The 21,389-nt window shown below is 63.4% G+C and carries 18 protein-coding genes and 1 pseudogene; 5 read left to right on the plus strand and 14 right to left on the minus strand.

The window, feature by feature from the left end:
* The first annotated feature begins 19 nt into the window (after positions 1-19).
* The 4 genes from ACYQ6W_RS06710 to ACYQ6W_RS06725 all read left to right on the plus strand — a co-directional run bounded on the left by ACYQ6W_RS06710 (position 20) and on the right by ACYQ6W_RS06725 (position 4,540).
* A complete protein-coding gene (locus ACYQ6W_RS06710) occupies positions 20-2,320 on the plus strand; it encodes a glycosyltransferase family 2 protein (protein WP_459674337.1) in 2,301 nt (766 codons plus the stop codon).
* A complete protein-coding gene (locus ACYQ6W_RS06715) occupies positions 2,317-2,796 on the plus strand; it encodes a hypothetical protein (RefSeq protein ID WP_459674339.1) in 480 nt (159 codons plus the stop codon). The genes ACYQ6W_RS06710 and ACYQ6W_RS06715 overlap by 4 nt, the downstream gene beginning before the upstream one ends.
* A 69-nt stretch (positions 2,797-2,865) precedes the next feature.
* Entirely contained in the window at positions 2,866-3,675 is an 810-nt protein-coding gene (locus ACYQ6W_RS06720; RefSeq protein WP_459674342.1) for a hypothetical protein, read from the plus strand.
* A 1-nt stretch (position 3,676) separates the two neighbouring features.
* On the plus strand, positions 3,677-4,540 hold the full coding sequence (locus tag ACYQ6W_RS06725) for a hypothetical protein (RefSeq protein ID WP_459674343.1): 864 nt from the start codon (positions 3,677-3,679) through the stop codon (positions 4,538-4,540).
* A 144-nt stretch (positions 4,541-4,684) separates the two neighbouring features.
* On the opposite strand, the pseudogene ACYQ6W_RS06730 reads toward ACYQ6W_RS06725, so the two are convergent.
* From ACYQ6W_RS06730 to ACYQ6W_RS06750, 5 genes and pseudogenes are all read right to left on the minus strand, one after another.
* Positions 4,685-4,888 (minus strand): annotated as a pseudogene (locus tag ACYQ6W_RS06730) (CatB-related O-acetyltransferase); the annotation flags it as partial.
* Positions 4,889-5,330: 442 nt separating this feature from the next.
* Positions 5,331-6,359 carry a hypothetical protein gene (locus ACYQ6W_RS06735; protein ID WP_459674345.1) on the minus strand — a complete coding sequence of 343 codons (1,029 nt, stop codon included), beginning with the start codon at positions 6,357-6,359 and terminating at the stop codon, positions 5,331-5,333.
* Between the two features lie 50 nt (positions 6,360-6,409).
* Positions 6,410-7,642, minus strand: a complete 1,233-nt coding sequence (locus ACYQ6W_RS06740) for a glycosyltransferase family protein (RefSeq protein WP_459674347.1) — start codon at positions 7,640-7,642, stop codon at positions 6,410-6,412.
* Positions 7,643-7,661: 19 nt separating this feature from the next.
* Positions 7,662-8,432 (minus strand): sulfotransferase family protein, encoded by a 771-nt coding sequence (locus ACYQ6W_RS06745; RefSeq protein WP_459674350.1) that lies wholly within the window; start codon positions 8,430-8,432, stop codon positions 7,662-7,664.
* 241 nt (positions 8,433-8,673) lie between these two features.
* The gene (locus ACYQ6W_RS06750; RefSeq protein ID WP_459674351.1) at positions 8,674-9,339 is read right to left on the minus strand and encodes a cupin domain-containing protein; all 666 of its coding nucleotides are present in this window, start codon (positions 9,337-9,339) and stop codon (positions 8,674-8,676) included.
* 203 nt (positions 9,340-9,542) lie between these two features.
* Between ACYQ6W_RS06750 and ACYQ6W_RS06755 the strand changes: the two genes are divergently transcribed.
* Positions 9,543-13,316 carry a hydantoinase B/oxoprolinase family protein gene (locus tag ACYQ6W_RS06755; RefSeq protein ID WP_459674353.1) on the plus strand — a complete coding sequence of 1,258 codons (3,774 nt, stop codon included), beginning with the start codon at positions 9,543-9,545 and terminating at the stop codon, positions 13,314-13,316.
* Between the two features lie 13 nt (positions 13,317-13,329).
* On the opposite strand, the gene phnF is transcribed toward ACYQ6W_RS06755, so the two are convergent.
* The 9 genes from phnF to ACYQ6W_RS06800 all read right to left on the minus strand — a co-directional run bounded on the left by phnF (position 13,330) and on the right by ACYQ6W_RS06800 (position 21,378).
* Positions 13,330-14,046 carry a phosphonate metabolism transcriptional regulator PhnF gene (phnF, locus tag ACYQ6W_RS06760; protein WP_459674354.1) on the minus strand — a complete coding sequence of 239 codons (717 nt, stop codon included), beginning with the start codon at positions 14,044-14,046 and terminating at the stop codon, positions 13,330-13,332.
* 108 nt (positions 14,047-14,154) lie between these two features.
* Complete coding sequence (locus ACYQ6W_RS06765; RefSeq protein WP_459674355.1) at positions 14,155-14,817, minus strand: dienelactone hydrolase family protein; 663 nt, start codon at positions 14,815-14,817, stop codon at positions 14,155-14,157.
* Between the two features lie 21 nt (positions 14,818-14,838).
* A complete protein-coding gene (locus ACYQ6W_RS06770; RefSeq protein ID WP_459674357.1) occupies positions 14,839-15,333 on the minus strand; it encodes an RNA pyrophosphohydrolase in 495 nt (164 codons plus the stop codon).
* Between the two features lie 23 nt (positions 15,334-15,356).
* Positions 15,357-16,745 carry a S41 family peptidase gene (locus ACYQ6W_RS06775; protein ID WP_459674358.1) on the minus strand — a complete coding sequence of 463 codons (1,389 nt, stop codon included), beginning with the start codon at positions 16,743-16,745 and terminating at the stop codon, positions 15,357-15,359.
* A gap of 125 nt (positions 16,746-16,870) precedes the next feature.
* Entirely contained in the window at positions 16,871-18,058 is a 1,188-nt protein-coding gene (locus ACYQ6W_RS06780) for a murein hydrolase activator EnvC family protein (RefSeq protein ID WP_459674359.1), read from the minus strand.
* Positions 18,059-18,110: 52 nt separating this feature from the next.
* Positions 18,111-19,661, minus strand: a complete 1,551-nt coding sequence (gpmI, locus tag ACYQ6W_RS06785; RefSeq protein WP_459674361.1) for a 2,3-bisphosphoglycerate-independent phosphoglycerate mutase — start codon at positions 19,659-19,661, stop codon at positions 18,111-18,113.
* Positions 19,662-19,699: 38 nt separating this feature from the next.
* On the minus strand, positions 19,700-20,155 hold the full coding sequence (locus tag ACYQ6W_RS06790; RefSeq protein WP_459674466.1) for a 23S rRNA (pseudouridine(1915)-N(3))-methyltransferase RlmH: 456 nt from the start codon (positions 20,153-20,155) through the stop codon (positions 19,700-19,702).
* Positions 20,156-20,170: 15 nt separating this feature from the next.
* Complete coding sequence (gene rsfS / locus ACYQ6W_RS06795; protein WP_459674363.1) at positions 20,171-20,614, minus strand: ribosome silencing factor; 444 nt, start codon at positions 20,612-20,614, stop codon at positions 20,171-20,173.
* A gap of 80 nt (positions 20,615-20,694) precedes the next feature.
* Positions 20,695-21,378, minus strand: coding sequence for a nicotinate-nucleotide adenylyltransferase (locus ACYQ6W_RS06800; RefSeq protein WP_459674364.1), 684 nt, complete (start codon positions 21,376-21,378; stop codon positions 20,695-20,697).
* Between the last annotated feature and the right edge of the window lie 11 nt (positions 21,379-21,389).

Raw genomic sequence — 21,389 nt, forward strand, 5'->3', positions numbered from 1 at the left:
AAGCGAGACGGAACTGAACATGGCCTTGCAAGGGCATCTGGAAAGCATTCAGGAAGACGGGCTGGTCGGCGGCTGGTGTTGGAACGCGGCCAACCCGGCGGAGCGTGTCCGCCTCGAGGTCATGGTCGACAACGACATCGTGGGCCACACGCTCGCCAATGTCTTTCGTGCGGATCTGGAAGCAGCTGGCATCGGTGACGGCGCCCACGCCTTCTCTTTCCTGCTGCCGTGGTCCGCCATCGCCAGCAAATCCGTCTGCACCGTGCGCGTGTGCGAAGCCGGCAGTCGCCACCCCATCGGCGGCGCGCTCACCTACCGTCGCGGCGCCCTCATCCCCCTCGAACAGCGGATGATCGAACTCGAACGCGGGATGCGGGTGCTGCACGCCCGGCTCGCGGACGCGAACGAGCGTGCCGCGCGCGAGGCGAGCCTGCTGCGTGGGATGCTCGGCACCATCGGCAGTTTCTTCACCCAGCTCTCCGACATGCCGCCCGATGCGCTTTCCGTGGAAGGGGCGTTCGGCATCGGTGCCCTGCTGGCCCAGACGCGGACTCAGCACGAGCCTTTCGCCCTCGCCGCCCCCGAAGCGCCGGCGGTCACGATCTGCGTCACCGGCGAAGGAAGCCTCGCCGAGGCCTATGGCTGCCTGCGCGCGCTGCATCGCACCGGCGTCGACGCAGCGGCCGAGATCGTTCTGCTGGACACGGGCCTGTCCGCCGAACTCGCGCTGCTGCCGAGCCTCGTGCAGAACCTGCGCACCTGGCGTCTGGCCCCGGGGGAATCCGCCGTTTCCGTGTGCAATCGCATCGCCCGAGCGACGGCCGGCGCCCGCGAGGCGGTGATCCTCCTCTCGCCCGGCGTGCGCATGACGGAGGGGTGGCTCCCCGCCCTGCACGCCGCCTTCGCGGCCTATCCCGATTGTGCCGTCATCGCACCGGCGGTGCTGCGGGCGGACGGCACGGTGCAGAGCTCCGGTCTGCTGCCGGACCGCGCCGGCCGTCTCGCTGACGTCGCCTATGCCGAGCGGGCGGACTTCCCCTGGCTCGACCGCGTGATTCCGGTGGCCGCCGCCTCCGAGACGGCGGTCGCCATCCGCGGCTCCGCCTTCCAGGCTCTGGACGGGCTGAGCCCCGACTTCGGGGAATTCACGGCGAGCCTGACCGATTTCTGTCTGCGCTGCTGGGAGGCCGGACAGAGCGTGCTCTATCAGCCGCAGTGCCGCCTCGGCTGGAGCGAGACGAGCGGGCTCGGCGGCTTCGGCGCCGCGGCGCGGGATCTCGGGCTCGCCGCCGAACTCGCTGCGCGCTGGGACGGGACGCCCCGCCCCGCCTGGCCTCGCCCCATCGGCCGCGCCCTGTTGCTCGAGGAGAGCGGCGCAGGAACGGAAAGCCAGATCCTCGGCCGCGCCGCAACGCTGCAGCGCATCGGCTATGAGGTGGTCTTCGCGGACACCGCCGGGCTGGACCGGGAGCCCGCGGCGGGCGGCGCGCTGCGCGCGATGGGGGTTGCCGTGCTGCGGGCACCGATGGTCCCCTCCCTCACCACCGCGATCGAGACGGCGCACCCCGCCTTCGCCCTCGCCGAACTGTCCGGCGCCGCCGCCCTCACCCTGCCGCCCGAGACGCTCCGCCCCCTCTCGCCCACGACACGCATCGTGCTGAACCTTGCGGGCGAAGGGGAAGCGGTGCCGCAGGCCGCGATCGACACGAGTGATGCCGTCCTCACCGGCGATGCGGCGCTTGCCGCGACGCTCGGCCGGGCGAAGACGCGCGGCCCGGCGGTGCTCAGCCTCGCGCCGCGGGGCCCGGAGAGCCGGCGCGGACTATGGCTGCTGCTGGAGGGCGAGGAAGCGGGCCAGGCGAGCGCCGAGGACTGGCTCGCGACGCTTCTGCCCGCCCTCGCCAAGGCGCTGCCCAAGCTGCAGATCCACACGATGCGCCAGACCGGCGCCAAGCTGCCGAAGGGCGTGAAGCAGCACGCCGCCGCGGCCGCCGACGCGGCGCTCTTCGGCCAGCTCCGCCTGGCCCTCGCCCCCTTCAAGAAGCCGGCAGCCGACCCGGCAGCGATCGCCGGCTGCCTGGCCGCTGGGCTGCCGGTGCTGGCGACGGCCGCGGCGCTGGGCGAGACGGCCCCGCCGGCCGGCGTGCAGACCGTGGCCGCGACCGCCCAGGCCGTGACGCGTGCGCTGCGCCAGCTGGTGGAGGAGGATGACGCCTGGGCTACGCTCGCCGGCCCGCTCCAGGGCGGCCTCGCCGGCGAGCCGCTGGCCGCGGCCTATCGCGCGATGCTCGCGGGCCTGCCGCCGGTGAAGGCCCGATGACCGCGCCCGCGCAGGAAATCTACGAGGTTCAGGGCACGCTCGCGCTGCAAGGGGTGATCGCCCATGGCTGGTGCCATTCGCCGGAGCGCCCGGGCAAGGCCTTGCGGGTGGAGATTCTGGCGGACGGCGCCGTGGTGGCCGCGGGCGTGGCCGCGCGGCTGCAGCTCGAACTGGTGCGCCCCGGCATCACCGAAGGCTATCACGGCTTTGCCCTGCCCCTGCCGCCGGAGGCGCTGGCGGGCTGCATGCTGGAGGCGCGGGAGAGCGTGACGGGCCAGGTCTTCGCCCGGCGCCTGCCCGCGCAGCCGCGGGATCTCGCCGGCTGGCAGCGCGACATCGCGCTGCTCGAACGCGGGCTCCAGGCCATGCACCGGATGATCGACCAGCAGCCGTCCGCCCATGCCGGCCTCGCCGCGGCGTTCGAGGCGGTGGGCGGCGTGCACTTAAAAAAAATAGATGTGGGTATCCTAAGATAAGAAACCAGAAACGACCACTGGTTCGATCTAGACTACTATGACACAGAGGAAAGGCGATTGGAGAGTAAAATGAAGGCTATGGCTTTCGGATCATGTATGTCAAACCTAACAATAGCTTCATTAGTTTCTTTGTATGACTTTGAGCAAAGTCACAGTATCCATCACAATAGAAGCGACAACTTTATTAAATACTATATAGATAAAACTGCATCAATGATACCAGAGGAACACATTGACCAAATTTTGGTCTACAATCCGTCCTCCGAGAAACAAGCTAAGCAATTCTTGCAAAATCAGTACGAGAACCATATCGGATTTCATGACCTGGCTCACAAAAAATCGCCAGGCAAATCTTTTTTTGTGGATTTTAGAGAGCAGAAGATCGACGTAATCCTATTGGATAACTTCATGGATGTTGCCGCCAGATTAATGAAATCCAAAGACCCTCTTTACCCAGATTCGCCGCTGTTTCTAAATCCTGGATTTTACGAAAATCGAAATGATATAGAGTCAAAATTTTCCTGGGAGCCCTACTTGACGCCTGAAGAGTCCGCGAGAAACTGGGTGAAAATCTATCGTTGGTTGCGAGGAATTCAGCCCGAATCTAAAATCTTCTTCTTGCCTTATCATTATTGCACAAGCAAATCTGTGCCCGACCGCTTTAGGCGTATTCGAGACTTTTATCCAGTGCTAAAAGATGCCAGCGCTGGCGAAGACCTTCACATAATTCCGCCCCTGTCTCCACCTGTACATCTTACTAAAGGCGCGGAAGATTGGCCTCACTTTCAAAAGCCGGTTTACAGAGGTTTAGCTGGCTACATCTATCTTCATACCATTGGCGGTTTCGAATCTAGTTCACAATTAACTATAAACACCTAAGATGTATCAGCCCCAAACGCAAGAACAGGCTCTACTGCTAAGAAAAATCACGGCGGAGTTTCGTAAACACAGATGGGTAGTTAGCCGATCAACAGACTATCGCTATGACTTGATAGTCTCAAGCTCGGAGATAAAATTCAGTATCAAGGTTATCTCCGCCTCCCCACTGGTCTATCAAAGTGTCTCCAACCTTCTCCAGCAGATGGAAACTGATAACAACGCCTTAAAGATCACTAACCATGCGCCATTACTTTTTTTACTCGGCTTTGCGGTTGATGATACATTTTTGACCAAAGCTAAGGAGCGCGGAGTTCTTGTAGCTACGATGACCAATCTGCCTGAAGTGGTAGAGGTGGAAAGATTTCAGGCTGAACTGCCCCACACTACTACTTATCTTGAAGCTTCCCTTTTAGAAAGCCAATGGAAGGCGTGCCTTTCTATCTCAGATAGATTTAAAACGGCTGACGATCTTGACTCCGCTTTGCGCTGGGCTAGAGCGGCAGCCAAAATAACGCGGACACGAACCGCGGTTCCCCATCGCCGTCTTATCGGTCTCTTACTAGAGGCGCAGAGACTTGATGAAGCAAAGAGCGTCACCGTTGCAGCTTTGGATCTATGGCCAAACGACCTTGGACTGTTAAAGACCATGGCCCTAATCGTTCGTAGGGAGGGAATTCCTGTGATGCCTTCTCCGTGGAAAGAGCGCCTTGATATCGCACTTGAAGAGCAGCAAAGGATGCAGGCCGTCACCGATAGAATGGCCGACAAACCAGGCACAATTGTCAAGGCACCGGACTATCTAAAAAAACCGAAGAAAGTCAAACGTGGCTTGCTCGAAATTCTATCAAAAATCATGTCTGGCTGAACTAAAGGATGTGCATCACACCTCGACTATTTCGCGCATCTTAATTCTAATAGGTTTATATTCCGCTAAGTCTCCGCTTCGAAACTCGCGCAAAAATAATTCAGGATCAGACACATTAAGGCCAGCGAAGTCGGTAAATTTATAATTCCACCATTGAGATTCGAGTAATGCCTCAATGATTTCTTGCGGAAACCGCTTCCGAATTAACTTCGCCGGGTTTCCCCCCATGATGCTGTAAGGGGGCACGTCTCTCGTGACAACCGCTGCGCTCGCTATTACGCTGCCAGTCCCAATATTAACTCCGGGCATAATAGATACATCGCGGCCTATCCATACGTCGTGATTTATTGTTATTTGTTTTTTTTGAGTGGCAACTTTGAACGAGTTATACGGAGATTGATTCTCCGCCATTACACGAGTCACTAGAGAATTCCGACGATCGTAAGTAAATATCGACGTCGACAAATATTCAACCGGGTGTCTGAATCCACCAAATCTTATGTTTCCTGCAAGAGAACAGTAACGGCCAACATTTAGATCTTGAGGGACCTGGGAGTTTGTGTAGGACAAAAAACCCATGGCGCATATCGCGAAACCGGCATTGAAGCCGACATAGGGCTCCACTTCGACTTCATCGTCAAATGTCAAAATATCTCCCACTTTGATTCGAGGCTGTTCAGTATTAGAGAACAAGATCTGCTGGGCTGATAGCCACTTTAGCTTCTTTTCAGTCAGCTCTATCCGGACTAATGCCACCACTCTAATCCCTGCTTCTGGTCGTGCCATCGCATCATTTTGTCATCCAACGTAGATCGTAGGGTGGAGGCGCATTGATCCCGCAGTTGGTCAGCGTTTTGGTCAGAGGCCAGAGAAGTATGGGAGCATATGATTGGTTTTGAAGGAAGTTGGCGAGCAGGTGTATGTCGCTAGGGGATTCGTACAATGTTTCCCCTACTGATACTTCTAGTTGATCCTCCCGCAGAGATTTCAAAGTGCTTCGAATAGTAGAAAATCTTGTCTCATCAGCATGATACAAATGAAATTCCCAATAACTTGGATCGCGCGATGCTTCATGGAAGGTTTGAGCTACGAAGTGAAGCCGCTCATCCATAAATTTGTCTTGTACAGATACCGTGATACGATCGGTTGGAAAGCTCCTTGTGTAGGCACCGATTAGCTCGGCAAGATAACTTTCCATATTTCTTCGCATATTAACCGGATGAAACTGGGTAAGCCCTCCTTCATTCTGAAGATCAATGTACAGGAAAGAGGCATCCTGAGCGGCAATTCCCCTCCTTACCCCAAGAATAAAATCAATATTCTTTGCTTTATACGCTTGGTCAAAACAATCACCATAGTTAAACTTACGGCAGCTAACTGAAGAACGGCCGAGTGGCCCAAAACTCAAATACAACCGAGAAAAGCCCGCTTCGTGAACATCGTGCGCGAAATTTCTGAGGTTCAACGCGGCGGTATTTGGATCTTCTTCAGAAAATGCATCCGGCCCGATGTGACCTTTCGGGCCGAAAAAGATCAGGGTTCGAATTGCTTCAAAACCTGCCTCGCGCATCTGTGCAAGAGCTGCGCGCACTTTCCCTCGAACTGACGGATCTTGATAATGGGACAAAAAGGCATAGCCTCTGGCGGGCGCATTTTGATTGCCGGGTCCACAATTGGCTTCACGCGTCTTGTCAAGCTGGGTATAGTTGTAGTTTATACCAAGAAGTAGCTTGTCCTGCGCCGAAGCCGTTTCTATCCGTGACACACATAATGCCGCAGCTACACAAGCGACGCCGACAAATTTTCGTTGAAAGTACATACGGCCCCGCGCCTTTGCCTACTGCAGTTCGGCTAACCTAATCCGAACAACTACATGCACTGCAAAGAGTGTAAGTGGACAAACACAGTACCCTGCTCACGCCAGCTAGCGGTGACTTCGATGACCGCACGTGAAAAGCGGGAATCTTCCAAAAAGCCTTCAGCTTTGACATCTATGCCTTCGCAGGCAACCATAAGCGATTGCGCTCTTAAAACGTTGTCAGATCCAAGAACAAGCAGTCGAGCCTTCCATTGTCCAGCATTGGCATTGGTCTGCCATTTTATCGCTATCCCGCCCTGATTACATTTCGACAACATAGCCGATATGTCGATCGCGTGAGGGACGCCTTTCGCCAACGCTCGATAATTCTCTGGTCGATCTGGCACAACGTCTTTCCAAGCCGACATAAAATCTTCAAATGTCTTGCCCAGGGCTCCTCTTTGTGGCTCAGGAACATCGAGAGTTACAACCTCCCGTCCCTCAAGCGACGGCAGCCCGATAGTTATGCTGTGCCCGAGAAGATACCGGTTAAATTCGTCAACCTGGACGGAGTTCACCAAATCTTCAAGATCGATAGATCCTTTCTCAGTTGAAGCTGGAAGCCAAAATGCCTTTCCACTCTCCCTTATCGCATTTATGACGTAGAAGCGGGCGCGATGGACCGCTGTTCTGTGAGTCCGCAAAAGAGTAGCATGATAGTTATATCCTAGTGGCTCCGGGAACGTCTGAGCCCCTTTTATAGGCGTGATCTTTTTCCGTTCTTTCTCAGGAACAACAAGCCATAGAGCTCCTAGATGTTCCGAGGCTGTCAAGGACGCGCGTTTTAACATCGCGTTTTTGATGCCAAAACCTTCCCGGTCCTGACGTTTGAACGCCTGAGTGTCTGTAAGTAGAGTCGGAGCAAAAAAGCCAGCGACCAACCGATCTGATTTAGCGAAAGAAGCTAGCGCTGTTTGATCGACCAAAAAAATTTCATCAGCATCGATCAGCCAGATTATGTCGCCAACACACTGTTCATAGGCGAATTTTCTCTTTTCAGATTCATCTTTCCATAGTCCAGAGAAATACTTTATGGTTACCCTGGATTTGAATTTATCGATGATGCTCAAGCATTCTGCGGCAGATTGATCTGCCCGATGTCCCACTCGCTCAAAAAATGGCGCTAGCCACGTGTATGCTCCGTCTACGACGACGATTTCGTCCACGTAACCAACTACGGACTCCAAAGACGCTTCAAGGATGTCGTAGTCGTTATATATAATTAGATAAGCACTGATCTTCATCGCGAAGCTCCGACCTCAATCATTCTTCGCTAGCGATGCTTAGTCTTTCGGCCAGTAGTTCTCGATATAGCCCGAATGGTGCTGTCGTAGCGATGTGATAGCGCTGCTGCGATGTAAGACCATCCCCGCGTTGCGAGTTCAGTTCCTGTGACCTGGCCATCAGCCCTCTATAGTCCGCCGACACTGTCGGTGTCACATCAAGATCAAGAGCAGAAAAAATCGGCGACAAGTTTGCCAGTTTCAAGAACAAGTCTTCATAAGACAAGATAGTCAACTTGGTGCGCCGATTTTGAAGTCGCGCAAAAGCTAACGTTCTGCGGAGAGACTCCTGCCAATCTTGGACGGCGACACGATAGTCTCGCTGAGCGTCCCAGGTCTCATCATTCGCGTTTTGCGCTCTTTTTTGGTATGAGGCGGCGACATCGATGATGTTTCTCACGATGAAGATCACATGAGCGCCATCAAAATTCCGCTCAATGGTTTCATACTGCTTGTACGCGGGCGGCGACTTATCCCCTATCCATTCAGCGCCCTCATAGCGCTCCATCGCCTTTCCGTAGTACGAGTTAAAATTGTTCAGATCGTTGTAGAACGTATCGCCCTGCTGTAAGTTGAAGAAGCGTTCCTTAGAAAACAAAGAAGGATGGAAGGTCCCGTCGTTGAAGGAGAACCAGACGTATCTTTCGACGCCGAGAACGATTTTCTGATGAGCGACGAGCAGCCTCCAGAGAGCGGTGGTCCCAGAACGTGGGCAACCACACACGAAAAGAAAGCGTTTCTCTGAGGCCATCGGGCGTTTACCTAAAATTAAGTGTCTAACGAATAATCTTAAGGCGTCGGGGTCGGATGCTATGTGGGTAGGTCGGAGACCGTAGCCAAACGCGCTTTGCTCCACGTATCTGTTGATACTGTGGTGTGTCACGCCCATAACTACGCATATAATGTGAAAAATTTGCGGCGCATGGTCAAGTAGCCGCCTCGAATCCGTGCCTCAGGCAGAGTTCGTTGCAGTTTTGTTTTTTAGAAGCCGATCACCGGCAGGAAACGATCGTCAACTTTGGTTGGCGCCGCAGGATCTGCGCCTCCACCCAGGGCACCGGCATGTGCATCGGCTCCGCCGCCTCCACCGGCTGCGGCAGGCCTTCGATATGCAGCGACAGGGCCACGGAGGCGGAAAGATTGGCGAAGCGGCGCAGGCCGGCCCCCTCCGCCGCACCATGCCGCAACTGGCCCGCCGCAAGCGCCGTCTGCCCGGTGGCGGAGCGAAGGGCGGCAGGTCCCGTCAGCGCGCCCGGCGCCTGGCCGTCGGGATAATCCAGCTGCACCAGGCGTCCCTCGGCCACGCCATACGCGAACCAGTCCATCATTCGGCGCAGCGGGCCGAACTGGCCCGGCTGCCAGCGGCGCGCGAAGATACGGTAGTGGCGGGTCTCGGCCAGCGTCAGCCGCGCCGGGCCGGCGACCACCGCCTGCGGCCAACCCAGGCCTGACAACAGGTGCGGCGCTGCCAGGGCCTCCCGCAGTCGGCAGGCCGCCACCGTGTGCAGCGCCGCCGGCGCCTCCCCGCTCGCCGCATCCAGCGCGGCCAGCAGGGCCGCCCCTGCGCGCGATGCACGAAAGCTCTGCCCGTCCGCGCCGGAACGCCGCGCCGCGTAGCCCGCCTCGGGGCGCCATGCGGACAGTTGGATGATGGTCATCGCCTCGCCTCTCCCCAGAACATCCACACCCTGGTCATCTTGCCGCTCTTATTTCCTATCAGTCTAGTATAAATTACGGAAGGCGGCACGCTCGTCGCAGAGCGCCGCGGATTTTCTACGGAACACCGCGGCTGGCGGATGCATTTCCCTTGCCGCCGGGCCGGGGCCTCCGCTTTAATCCTTCGCATACAAACGATCTGGGGATGCCGATGGCGCGGCGGCTGGCGGGAATCGATGTCGGGGGCACCTTCACCGACGTGCTTCTCTATGAGGAGGCGGCCGGGGCTGGCCGTGTCCGCTTCGCCAAGGTCCCCTCCACCACCGCCAACCAGGCCGAGGGCGTGCTCGCCGGCATCGCCGCCGCGGGCGCGAGCCCAGCCGAGCTGGATCTGCTCATTCACGGCACCACCGTCACCACCAACGCCGTGCTGGAGCGGAAGCTCGCCCGCGTCGGTCTCATCACCACAGCCGGGTTTCGGGACACGCTGGAGATCGGCCGCCGGACGCGTCCCACGCCCTACGGCTTGTTCGGCGTGTTCGAGCCGGTCATCCCGCGCGATCTCCGCCTCGAGGTCACGGAGCGGATGGAGGCGAGCGGCCGGGTGCATACGCCGCTCGATACCGCGGGGGTCGCTGCCGCGATCCGGCAGCTGCGCGCGGCCGGGTGTGAAGCCTTGGTCATCCACTTCCTCCACGCCTACGCCAATCCGGAACACGAACTGGCGGCCGGCCGCATCGCGGCCGATCTTTGGCCCAATGGCTACGTCACCCTCGGGCATGCCCTCCTTTCGGAGTATCGTGAATACGAGCGCGGAACGACGGCCGCCGTCAACGCCGCCGTGCAACCCATACTAGAACGTTACCTGCAACGCCTGACGGAGGAGCTGCGCGGCCAGGGCTTCCGGCAGGATCTGCTGGTGATGAACGGCAATGGCGGCACCATCGCCGCCCCACTCGCCGCCCGGGAAGCGGCGAAAACCGTCATGTCCGGACCCGCCTCCGGCGTCATCGCGGCGGCGGCGACGCTCGCCCAGTCCGGCGTCGGCGACGCCGTGACCTATGACATGGGCGGCACCTCGAGCGACGTCGCGCTGATCAGCGGCGGGCTGCCGGAGGTCTCGGCGGAACTCACCATCGATTACGGCCTGCCGATTCACGTGCCGATGGTCGACGTGCGCACGGTGGGCGCCGGCGGTGGCTCCATCGCCTGGCTGGATGCGGCCGGCATGCTGCGCGTCGGGCCGCAGAGCGCAGGCTCCACCCCCGGCCCCATCTGCTACGGGCGCGGCGGGCGCCAACCCACGATCACCGATGCCAATCTCATCCTCGGCCGGCTCGACCCGGCGAAGCTCGCGATCCAGGGGACGGAGACGGTCAGCCTGGAGCGGGTGCGCGCGATCTTTGCGGAGACGCTGGCGCAGCCCCTCGGCCTCACCGTGGATGAAGCGGCCGCCGCCGTCATCGCCCTCGGCAACGTCCATATGGCGGGCGCCATCCGTATGGTCTCGCTCTCCCGCGGGCGGGATCCGCGCAGCCTCACCCTCTTCGCCTTCGGCGGCGCGGGGCCGCTGCATGCCGTCGCCCTCACCGCCGATCTCGGCATTCCCGAAGTGCTGATCCCCGCGCGCCCGGGGCTGACCAATGCCCTCGGTTGCCTCGTCGCCGATCTGCGGCAGGATTTCGTCAACACCCTCAACCAGCCGCTCGACACGCTGGAGATGGCCGAGGTCCATCGCATCCTCGCCGAGCAGGTGGCACGGGGCACCGCCATCAACGCCGCCCAGCAGGACCAGATCGAGGCGACGGAGATTCGGCATACGGCGGACATGCAGTTCCACGGGCAGACCCATCTCATCCGCGTCACCCTTCCGAGTGCGACCGTCACGCGCGCCGAGCTGCAGCGCCTCTTCGAGGAGGCCTATTTCGCGCGCTTCCACATTCAGATGCCGGAAATCCGCGCCACCCTGGTCAATCTCAACACGGCGGTGACGGGGCGGCGAAAGCCCTTCCCCGTCGCCTCCCTGCAGGACCCGGCGCTGCGCGCGGCGGAGGCGGAAGGTGCGCGGCGCGGCAGCCGCCCGGTTTTCGCCGGGGGCGCCTGGGTGGATTGCCCGGTCTACGCACGCGATGCGCTGCCCCTCCATGCGACGCTGACGGGCCCGGCCGTGCTCGAGCAGCCGGACAGCACCATCTTCCTCGAGCCAGGCGCCGCCCTCCGCGTCGACCCGATCGGCAATCTGCGCATCACGACCGCAGGCATGTCGCTCGGCGGCCGCGCTGAGGAGGGGACACTCGATCCCCTGACCCTCGCCGTCATCGAGGCCGGCCTCGGCCAGGTCTGCAACGAGATGGACCTCGCCTTCTCACGCGCCGCCTTCTCTCCCGTCATCGCCGAAGCCGATGACCGCTCCGACGGCATCTATGATGCCGAGAGTGGCGCCTTGATCGCGCAAGGGGAACTCGGCCTGCCCGTCTTCGTCGGCGTCATGCAGTATTCCACGGGCGAGATCACCCGGTTGATCCGCGAAGGCCGGGTGGCGCCACCCGAGCCCGGGGACATCTACATCGTCAACGATCCTTATCTGGGCGGCACGCATCTGATGGACGTGCGCTTCGCCATGCCCTTCTTCCATGAGGGTCGCCTGCTCTGCTGGCTGCAGAACACCGGCCACTGGCCCGATACGGGGGGCATGACCCCCGGCGGCTTCTCGGCCCATGCGACGGAGGTGGAGCAGGAAGGCCTGCGCCTGCCGCCGGTGAAGCTCTTCAAACGCGGCCAGATGGACCAGGAGATCTTGGCGATCATCCAGTCCAACATCCGCGTCGCCGATCAGCGCATCGGGGACATCAAGGCCCAGGTCTCGGCACTGAAGATCGGCGAGCGGCGGCTCGAGACCTTGATCGGCCGCTTCGGCCTGGCCACCGTGACGGCGGCGATCGCGGAGATGCGCGGACGCGCCGCCCGGCTGATGCGCGCCAAGATCGCGACCATGCCCGATGGCGCGTACCGCAGCGAGGCCTTCGTCGATTCGGATGGCGTGGTCAACGAACCCTTGCGCATCGCGCTCACGGTGACGAAGGCGGATGAGACCCTGACATTCGATTTCGCGGGGTCGAGCCCGCCCTGCCGTGGGCCGATGAACTCCGTCTTCGCGACCACCCTCTCCTCGGTCTATCTCGCGGTCCGCCACGTCTTCCCCGACGTGCCGCTGAACGCCGGCGCCTTCGCGCCGCTCGTCATTCCCCGGCCGGAAGGCACCTTCCTCGATGCGCGCTATCCCCGCCCCGTCTCGGGCTGTGCGGCGGAAGTCTCCCAACGCATCGCCGAAGCCGTCTTCCTCGCCCTGGTGCAGGCGATCCCCGAGAAGGTAACGGCAGCCCCTGCCGGCTCCTCGGGCAATTTCGCGCTCGGCGGGGCCGATCCCAAGACCGGCGCCGGCTACGTCATGTATCAGATCTCCGGTGGCGGCTATGGCGGCAACGCTCTTCATGACGGGCTGACCAACGGCTGCTCCACCATCGGCATTTCCAAGACAGCGCCGGTCGAGGTGATGGAGCAGAAATTCCCCGTCCTCTTCCGTCGCTTCGGGCTGCGCGAGGGTTCGGGCGGCGCCGGGCTGCATCGCGGCGGCTTCGGCGTGCATTACGAGGTCGAAATTCTCCGTGGCGAAGCGGTGGCCAGTTTCGTGATGGACCACGGTCGCTACGGGCCGCCCGGTGCGCAAGGCGGCGCGCCCGGCGCAGCGAACATCGTGCGCGTGCATCGCGGCGGCAGCGTCTATGTGCCGGAGCATCTCTCCAAGGACCAGAACATCCGCGTCCAAGCCGGCGACCGGGTGGAGGTGATGACGCCGGGTGGCGGCGGCTACGGCGATCCGCAGGCGCGGCCGGCCGCGCTCGTAGAGCGAGACGTCGCGCGCGGCTACTACACGCGGGAAGAAGCAGCGCGGCTCTGGCCCGGCGTCCTGCCGGGCTGAAAATGGCAGACGCTCAGCTGGCGACGAGCACCTGCACGCGCTGACCCGCGGCGCGCGCCATGCCATATTCCACAGGGCGGCCCGTCTCGTCCTGGTCCACGGTCTCCATCACCAGGATCGGCTCGGCCGTCTTCTGATGGAGCAGCACGGCCTCCTCCGGCGTCGGCAGGCGTACCCAGATGCGGGTCGAGCGCCGCGTGTAGTCGGCGACGCCGAAGCGGCCCAGGGCGGCGGTCAGCGAATTGGTCTCACGGAAGACGCCCTCGATGCCGCGGAAGCGACTGCTGGGCAGATGCGCGGTCTTGAGGCTGACCGGCTGGCCGTCGGCCCGCCGCAGGATCTCCAGGATCACCACGGCCTCGCCCTCGGCGATCTCGAGCGCCCGGGCGACGTCGGCGGAGGCCGGACTCTCGCGGAAGGCGAGCAACTCGCCTTCCGCGAGACGGCTTTGCTGGGAGAGAATCTCGCTGAAGCGGGTGCGCGGGCCCACCGGATATTCGATGACGGGGGCGGGCCGCACGAAGGTGCCACGTCCATGCTGCACGCTGACGAGGCCGGCATCGGAGAGCGCGCCCATCGCCTGGCGCAACGTATGGCGGTTGACGCCGAAGCGCTCGGCAAGCGCGGTTTCGGTCGGCATACGGCTGCCGGGCGGATAGGTCCCCGCGCTGATCTCGGCCGCCAGAACCTCGGCGATCCTCTGCCACATGACGACGCGGGGTAGCCGCATGACCTCTCCTGCCCGCGGAGGAGTCCGCAGTCTCAGCAGGGGCTAAGGCAATCAGACCGTAAAGACAACCGTCCGCGCTGCTTCGGCAACGCGGACGGCGGTCTCCGATCAGACGAGATGCTTGCGGAAGAAATCAAGGCTGCGGCTCTGCGCCAGGTCGAAGGCGGCCTGGTTGAAGCTCGGCCGCTCCTCGCAGCCGAAGCCATGATCGGCGCCGTCATAGACGAAGACTTCGACACCCGGCTGCGCGGCGCGAATCGCGTCCACGTCCGACAGGGTAATGCCGTGGTCCTCGGCGCCGAAATGCAGCTGCACCGGGCAATGCGGCGTCTCCGTCCGGGTCGCGGCGATGCCGCCGCCGTACCAGCCGCAGGCCGCCTTGAAGCGCGTCGAGCGGGTGGCACCCCACCAGGCGATGGTGCCGCCCCAGCAATAGCCGATGATGCCGACGGAAGAGAGGCCCAGGGCGGCGGCCGCCGCCTCGATGTCCATCATTACCTGCTCTTCGGTGATCTTGGCGCGGAGTTCGAGGCCCTTCTGCACGGTCTCGGAGGTGTAGCCGAGTTCCACGTCGCGCTCGACGCGGTCGAAGAGGGCGGGCGCGATCACCGCGAATCCGGCCTTCGCCAGAGTGTCGGAAGCGAAACGCATGTGGCTGTTGACGCCAAAAATCTCCTGCACCACCACGAGACCCATCTTGGCGTCCGCGGGGCCGGCCTTATAGGCCGAGAAGCTGTGGCCATCGGCCGCTGTCAGTGTCACCGTGCTCATGTTGATCTGTCCTCGTAAGGGTCAGGCGGGAATGGCGAAGCGCGCGAAAGAGGTCGCGAGCACGGCATAGATATCCCGCTTGAAGCCCACGGCAAGGGACGGAAGGTTTGCAAGCTCATCCCACCGCCAGGCGTCGAATTCCGGGTGCGGATCGAGGTCCAGACGGATGTCCTGATCTTCGCCGAGGAAGCGGAGCGCGAACCAGCGCTGCCGCTGGCCGCGGTAGCGGCCGCCCAGCGCCCGGCCGATCAGCTCGGGCGGCAGGTCGTATTGCAGCCAGTCCGGATGCTCACCGAGGATCTCCGCCCGGTCGGTGCCAATTTCTTCCCTGAGTTCGCGGAAGATGGCGACCGCGGGGTCCTCCGCCTCGTCAATGCCGCCCTGGGGCAGCTGCCAGCCGCCAGCCGGGCCTTCCGCATTCGGGAAGTCGGCGCGGCGCGCGACGAAGATGCGCCCATGCCGGTTGAAGAGAACCGCGCCGACATTCGGGCGGTAGGGCATGTCCTCGGGGCGCATCCTCTCTCCCTTGCCGAGCGCCGTCAGTTCGCCGCGCTCTTCACGGTCTGCATGGCATCGACAACCTTGATCGCCTCCTGCAACTGGAAGTCGGTCGCAGGCTTGCTCGGGTCGAACTTGGGCCAGTTGGCCGGCGGCTGCTGCGGAATGGATTTGGCGATCGCCGGCAGGTCGGTGCGCGGCGGCAAGGGCGGCAGTTCCTTGCTGTTGGGATTGGCCATGGCGTGCTGCAGATCGCTCTCGCGCAGCGGCTTCAGGGCATTGGCCTCCTGATCCGACTCAGCCACCTGGATGTCGGGCGTGATGCCGAGATCCTGGATGGAGCGGCCCGAAGGCGTGAAGTAGCGCGCCGTGGTCAGACGCATGGCGCTGTTCATGGGCAGCGGAATCACGGTCTGGACCGAGCCCTTGCCGAAGCTGCGCTCACCCATCACGACGGCGCGGCGATTGTCCTGCAACGCGCCGGAGACGATTTCCGAGGCCGAGGCCGAACCAGGATTGATCAACACCACCATCGGCAGGTCACCGGCGACGTTGCCATCCGGCTTCGCGCTCCAGACTTCGCTGTCTTCCGGGTGGCGGGCCCGGGTGGAGACGATCTCACCCGTGCTCATGAAATCATTGGCGACGGCGACGGCCTGGTCGAGCAGGCCACCCGGATTGTTGCGCAGGTCGAGGATATAGCCGTGCAGCTTGCCATGAGACTCCGCCTTCAGCTTCTTGATCGCGTCACGCACGCCCTGGTCGGCGTTTTCGCTGAAGACCGAGAGGCGGATATAGCCCACATCGCCATAGAGGTTGGCGTGGACGGAGGGCACGTTGATGACCTCGCGGGTGAGCTTCACCACCGTCGGCTTGGCCTTGCCCACCGGCTTGATGGTCAGCGAAATGCTGGAGCCGGGCGGCCCGCGCATCTGGTCGACGGCGCTATCCAGCGGCAGACCCTGCACGGATTTGCCGTCGATCGCGATGATCAGGTCGTTCGGCTTGATGCCGGCCTTGGCCGCCGGCGTGCCGTCGATCGGGCTGATCACCTTGATAAAGCCATTCTCCTGGCTGACTTCGAGGCCGAGGCCACCGAAGGCACCATCGGTCTGGGCCTGCATGTCCCGATACTGCTGCGCGTTCATATAGGCGCTGTGGGGATCGAGCCCTGCGAGCATGCCGTTGATCGCATTCTCGATCAGCGACTGGTCGTTCACCGGCGTCACGTAGTCCGCCTTGACCTGGGCGAAGACGTCTCCGAACAGGCTGAGCAGCTTGTAGGTGCTCGAGCCGTTATCCTCGGCGGCCATCGCTTTCGTGATCCCGAAGTCGCCCCCGAAGCGATGGAGGAGAACATCCGAGACCGGCGCCAGTGCGAGACCGGCGAGGAAGGCGGAACCGAGCAGCAAGCCAGAGCGAAACTTCATCCGAACTTTCCTATAGCCGCCCCAAGGGGCGCGGTCGAAGGGGCGGTGAGGCAGTATAGCGGCGCCTCAGGTGAGCTGAACACGTCCAAAAGCGGAACCATTGTGAGAAGCAACGGCGCCAACAATCAACCCTGCGCACGAAGCCATGGCGTAGGATTCACCGGGTTCCCATCCCGGCGTAATTCAAGATAGAGCTTCGGACGGTCGGCGGGATGGCTCGGGTTCCATCCGGCCATGACACCCACCGGCTCCCCCGTCTGCAGCCGTTGTCCGACGCTCACGTCGAGCCGGTCAAGCCCTGCCAGGACGAAGTCGTAGCCCTTGCCGCAATCTACGATCAGCAGCAGCCCGTAGCTGCGGAAGGGCTGTCCAAAGACGACGGTGCCTCCGCAGGGCGAGATCACGCGGGCGCCTGGCGGCGTGGCGTAGGAGAGGCCGGTGGAGGGACCGGCCAGCGTGCGGTCGCCCCACCCGCGAACCAGCGTACCGGCGACCGGCGCCAGAATGTCACCTTGGGGCGTGCCGAGGCCTGCACCGGTTGGAGCGGAGAGTGACGCTTCCTGAGCCTCGGCCGCCTCCCGCCGCGCCTGCTCGGCATGGCGGGCGGCCCGCGCGGCCCGCTGGGCCTTGAGCAGCGCCGCCTGCCGTGCGGCCGCGATGCGCGCCAGTGCGTCCTTCAAGGTGCGCGCCCGGGCGGCATCGTCGGCTGCCGCCTGATCCGCCGCTGCCGCCGCATCTTCGGCGCTCTGCCGGCTCGCCGCTGCATTGGCGATTTCGGCGTCGAGCGCCGCTTCCTGCTGAGCCTGCACCGCCTGGGCCTGGGCCAAGGCGGGCGCCGCCGCCTGCATCTCCGCGGTCAGCTTGTCGAGCTCATCCTGCTGCTTCTTGAGTTCCGCCGCCTGGCGGCCGATTTCCCGCGACAGGCCCTGCAAGACGAGCAGGCCGCGCAACGTGTCCCGCGGCGGGGCCGGCACGGCGAGCAGCGTCTCGGAAGGGTAGAGCGCCAGCCGCTCGATCAGCGGCAGCATGGGGCCGAAGGCCGCGGCTCGGGCCGCGAGATCGGCCGAGACCTTCTTCTTCTGTTCGGCGAGGCTCGCCATGCGGTCAGCGGCCGCGGCCGTCGCCTCTTCCGCGGCGCGCAGCTTGGCCGCCGCTTCCACACGCTGTTGCGCGAGACTGGCTTGCATCGCGCTGATCGCAGCGGCCCGCGCCCGGGCGGCAGCAGCCTGGGCCTGATGCAAGGCACGCTGCGCCTCCGCCTGCTTGAGGTCGGCGGCGGAGGGCTGACCGGCCGCCCAAGCAGCGCCACCCACAGCGCCAAGCAGGGCAGCCGCGAGCAGCAGGGTCCAGGCGCGTCCGGAGAAGCTAGGCGGTGGCGGCAGGGGGCCCGCTCCTCAGCAGGCTCTCGCCGGTCATGGCCGCGGGCTGCGCGAGCCCCATCAGGGCGAGGAGCGTCGGCGCGATATCGGCAAGCCGGCCGTTTGCGAGGCTGACGCCGACAGGCGCGCCCATCAGAACCGCCGGCACGACGTTCAGCGTATGGGCGGTATGGGGCACGTGGGTCACCGGGTCGCGCATCAGCTCGCAATTGCCATGGTCGGCCGTGACCAGCAGCGCGCCGCTCTGGGCCGCCACGGCATCGGCGATACGGCCGAGGCCGGTATCGACGGTCTCCACCGCCTTGATGGCGGCCGCGAGGATGCCTGTGTGGCCCACCATGTCCGGATTGGCGAAGTTCAGGATGATCAGGTCGAAGCGGCCGCTTTCGATGGCGGCAACCGCCTTGTCCGTCAGTTCCGGTGCGGACATTTCCGGCTGCAGATCATAGGTCGCGACCTTCGGAGAGGGCACGAGGATGCGCTCTTCGCCCTCGTTCGGGGTCTCCTCACCACCGTTCAGGAAATAGGTGACGTGCGGATACTTCTCCGTCTCAGCCATGCGGAGCTGGCGCCGCCCCGCCCGCGCCACCACCTGGCCGAGCAGATCGGCCATGCTGATCGGCGCGAAGAGGGTCGTCTGGAAGGCGTCGAGGGCCGTGCTGTACTGGGTCATCCCGGCGGCGCCCGAAAGCTGCGGCACGCGGCTGCGGGCGAAACCCGTGAAAGCGGGGTCGAGCATGGCCATCAGGATCTGGCGGATCCGGTCGGCGCGGAAATTGAAAGTCAGCAGCGCGTCACCCGGCACCATGCCCCTGTAGTCGCCGATCACCGCGGGGATGAGGAACTCGTCGCCCAGTTCATCGGCATAGCCGGCGGCGATCGCCTCGGCCGCCGTCTCGAAGCGCGGCCCCTCGGCGGAGACGATGACGTCATAGGCGCAAGAGACTCGCTCCCACCGGTTGTCGCGGTCCATCGCATAATAGCGGCCGCTGACGGTCGCGATGCGGGCGCCCACCGGCAGCGCCGCTTCGAAGGCGGCGACGAAGCCGAGGCCGGAACGCGGCGGCGTATCGCGCCCGTCCGTCACCACATGGACGAGGACGCGGAGGCCGGCTTCGGTGAGGATCTTGGCGAGCGCCACGGCATGGTCCTGGTGCGCATGCACGCCCCCGGGGGAGATCAGACCGAGCAAATGGATGGTGCCGCTGCCGGCGCGGGCCTTCACGATCAGGGCCTGCAGCTCGGGATTGTGGCCGAGCGACCCATCCCGCGCCGCGCGGGTGATGCGCGGCAGATCCTGCATGACGACGCGCCCCGCGCCGATGTTCATGTGCCCGACTTCGGAATTGCCGAACTGCCCGTCCGGCAGACCGACATCCTCGCCAGAGGTCTTCAGGAAGGCATGCGGACAGTTGCCCCAGAGGCGATCGAACGCCGGCGTATGGGCCAGGCGGACAGCGTTATCCTCGTTCGATTCGCGCCAGCCCCACCCGTCCAGAATGACCAGCATCACCGGGCGGTGCTGTTGTTGGGGCATGGCGCAGGTCCTCCGTTCTCAGCCAGGCCCTGCTGGTATCACGGTCGTCCATCCCGATGGTAGGGGTGGCCCGTCAGGATGCCATGTGCGCGAAAAAGCTGCTCGGCGAGCATGGCGCGGGCCAGGAAATGCGGCCAGGTCATCGGGCCGAGCGACAGCGTCGCATCGGCCCGTGAGAGGACCGTGGCATCGAGGCCCTCGGCGCCGCCGATCAGGAAGCAGACGGGCCGCCCGAGGGTCTGCCAGCCCGCCATCATGCGGGCGAGGCCGGCGCTGTCCGGCATCGCGCCGCCAAGATCCATGGCGACGACATGGGCCTGGGCCGGCAGGGCGGCAAGCAGCGCTTGCGCTTCCCGCCGCTTCACCTCCACCGGTGCGCCGCGCCCCTCCGGCAGTTCGGTGAGCGCAAGCGCCGGGCGCAGCCGGGCGGCATAGCGCGCGAAGAGCTCGGCTTCCGGGCCCTGGCGCTGCCGCCCGATGGCGATGACGCGCATCACCGTGGTGCGTCCTCAGCCCTCGCCGAGGCTCTCGCCCGCTTCGTCCAGCTCGGCGCCCCACATCTTCTCCAGACCGTAAAGCGCGCGCGCATCCGGCTTGAAGAGATGGACCACGATGTCCCCGGCGTCGATCAGCACCCAGTCGGAGCCGCCCTCGCCTTCGATACGGACACGGCCGAAGCCTTCCTCCTTCAGCTTCTCCTGCAGATGCACCGCCATGGCGCTGATCTGCCGGTCGGCGAGGCCGCTCGCGATGATCATCCGGTCCGCGAAGCTCGCCTTGCCGGCAAGATCCAGGGTCACGATCTCTTCGCCCTTGTCGTCTTCCAGACTGGTGACGATCAGAGTTTGCAGACGGTCGAGATCGGACGGCGCGGCCTGGGCCTTACGGCTCTTGGCGCGCGGTCCGGAAATGACGGCTTTCTTGCGGATCGTGGCGGCGCCAGCGGGGGCCACGGCGGCGGCACCCGTGGCGCTGCGCGGGGTGGCTGCGGCCCGGCGGCGGGGGGCGGCCGGTTCCGTCGTCGGTTTGCGGGCTATGGGCCTTCTCCATTCTTGGCAGAGCTGCAGGATGCAGGTGGATGGGTAACCTCCGCGTTCACGGAGGCCGATGATTTCGCAGCCCGAAGCGCCGTCGCGGACAACGCATTCTGGGCCGCCGGCAGAAAGATCCAGGCGGGCGCCGGTGCGGCGGCCAGCAGCCGCGCCTGCCGCGCCGGCAGGCGCGCATGGCGCAGGCGGTGCGCCGCCTCCCCGGCCAAAGCGGCCATATTATGCTCGGGGCGCGGCAAAACGCCCAGCACCGTTTTGGACACGATCCGGTGCCAGTGCTGCCAGCGTGCGAAATCCTCGAGATTGTCGGCGCCCATCAGCCAGACGAAGTCCACCCGGGGAAACAGCCGGTGCAGCTGCCCGAGCGTCGCCCAGGTATGGCGCGTGCCGATCGCCCGCTCGATGCCGGTGGCGAGGATGCGGCGGCCATCGGCAATTTGCCGCGCCGTCGCCAGACGTTCCGCGAAGGGCGCCATGCCGGCCGCAGGCTTCAGCGGATTGCCCGGCGAGACCATGAGCCAGACCTGGTCCAGAGCGAAGCGGCGCCGCGCCAGACGGGCGACGTGGCGATGCCCCTCGTGAGCCGGGTTGAAGGAGCCGCCGAGCACACCGATGCGCATGCGCCGCCGGTCGCCTCGGCGCGGCAGGGGGTCGGCTTTGGTCTGCATCGGAGGTGGCG

The sequence above is a fragment of the Acidisoma sp. 7E03 genome (assembly GCF_054665075.1).

Excerpts from the sequence above, each read along its gene's own strand:
- ACYQ6W_RS06745 (WP_459674350.1), bottom strand. The coding sequence starts at position 8,432 with ATGGCCTCAGAGAAACGCTTTCTTTTCGTGTGTGGTTGCCCACGTTCT.
- ACYQ6W_RS06790 (WP_459674466.1), bottom strand. The coding sequence starts at position 20,155 with ATGCGCGTCATCGCCATCGGGCGGCAGCGCCAGGGCCCGGAAGCCGAG.
- ACYQ6W_RS06735 (WP_459674345.1), bottom strand. The coding sequence starts at position 6,359 with ATGTACTTTCAACGAAAATTTGTCGGCGTCGCTTGTGTAGCTGCGGCA.
- ACYQ6W_RS06720 (WP_459674342.1), top strand. The coding sequence starts at position 2,866 with ATGAAGGCTATGGCTTTCGGATCATGTATGTCAAACCTAACAATAGCT.
- ACYQ6W_RS06715 (WP_459674339.1), top strand. The coding sequence starts at position 2,317 with ATGACCGCGCCCGCGCAGGAAATCTACGAGGTTCAGGGCACGCTCGCG.
- ACYQ6W_RS06765 (WP_459674355.1), bottom strand. The coding sequence starts at position 14,817 with ATGAGCACGGTGACACTGACAGCGGCCGATGGCCACAGCTTCTCGGCC.
- ACYQ6W_RS06775 (WP_459674358.1), bottom strand. The coding sequence starts at position 16,745 with ATGAAGTTTCGCTCTGGCTTGCTGCTCGGTTCCGCCTTCCTCGCCGGT.
- gpmI (WP_459674361.1), bottom strand. The coding sequence starts at position 19,661 with ATGCCCCAACAACAGCACCGCCCGGTGATGCTGGTCATTCTGGACGGG.
- ACYQ6W_RS06750 (WP_459674351.1), bottom strand. The coding sequence starts at position 9,339 with ATGACCATCATCCAACTGTCCGCATGGCGCCCCGAGGCGGGCTACGCG.
- phnF (WP_459674354.1), bottom strand. The coding sequence starts at position 14,046 with ATGCGGCTACCCCGCGTCGTCATGTGGCAGAGGATCGCCGAGGTTCTG.
- ACYQ6W_RS06800 (WP_459674364.1), bottom strand. The coding sequence starts at position 21,378 with ATGCAGACCAAAGCCGACCCCCTGCCGCGCCGAGGCGACCGGCGGCGC.
- ACYQ6W_RS06770 (WP_459674357.1), bottom strand. The coding sequence starts at position 15,333 with ATGCGCCCCGAGGACATGCCCTACCGCCCGAATGTCGGCGCGGTTCTC.
- ACYQ6W_RS06755 (WP_459674353.1), top strand. The coding sequence starts at position 9,543 with ATGCCGATGGCGCGGCGGCTGGCGGGAATCGATGTCGGGGGCACCTTC.
- ACYQ6W_RS06740 (WP_459674347.1), bottom strand. The coding sequence starts at position 7,642 with ATGAAGATCAGTGCTTATCTAATTATATATAACGACTACGACATCCTT.
- ACYQ6W_RS06725 (WP_459674343.1), top strand. The coding sequence starts at position 3,677 with ATGTATCAGCCCCAAACGCAAGAACAGGCTCTACTGCTAAGAAAAATC.
- ACYQ6W_RS06710 (WP_459674337.1), top strand. The coding sequence starts at position 20 with ATGGCCTTGCAAGGGCATCTGGAAAGCATTCAGGAAGACGGGCTGGTC.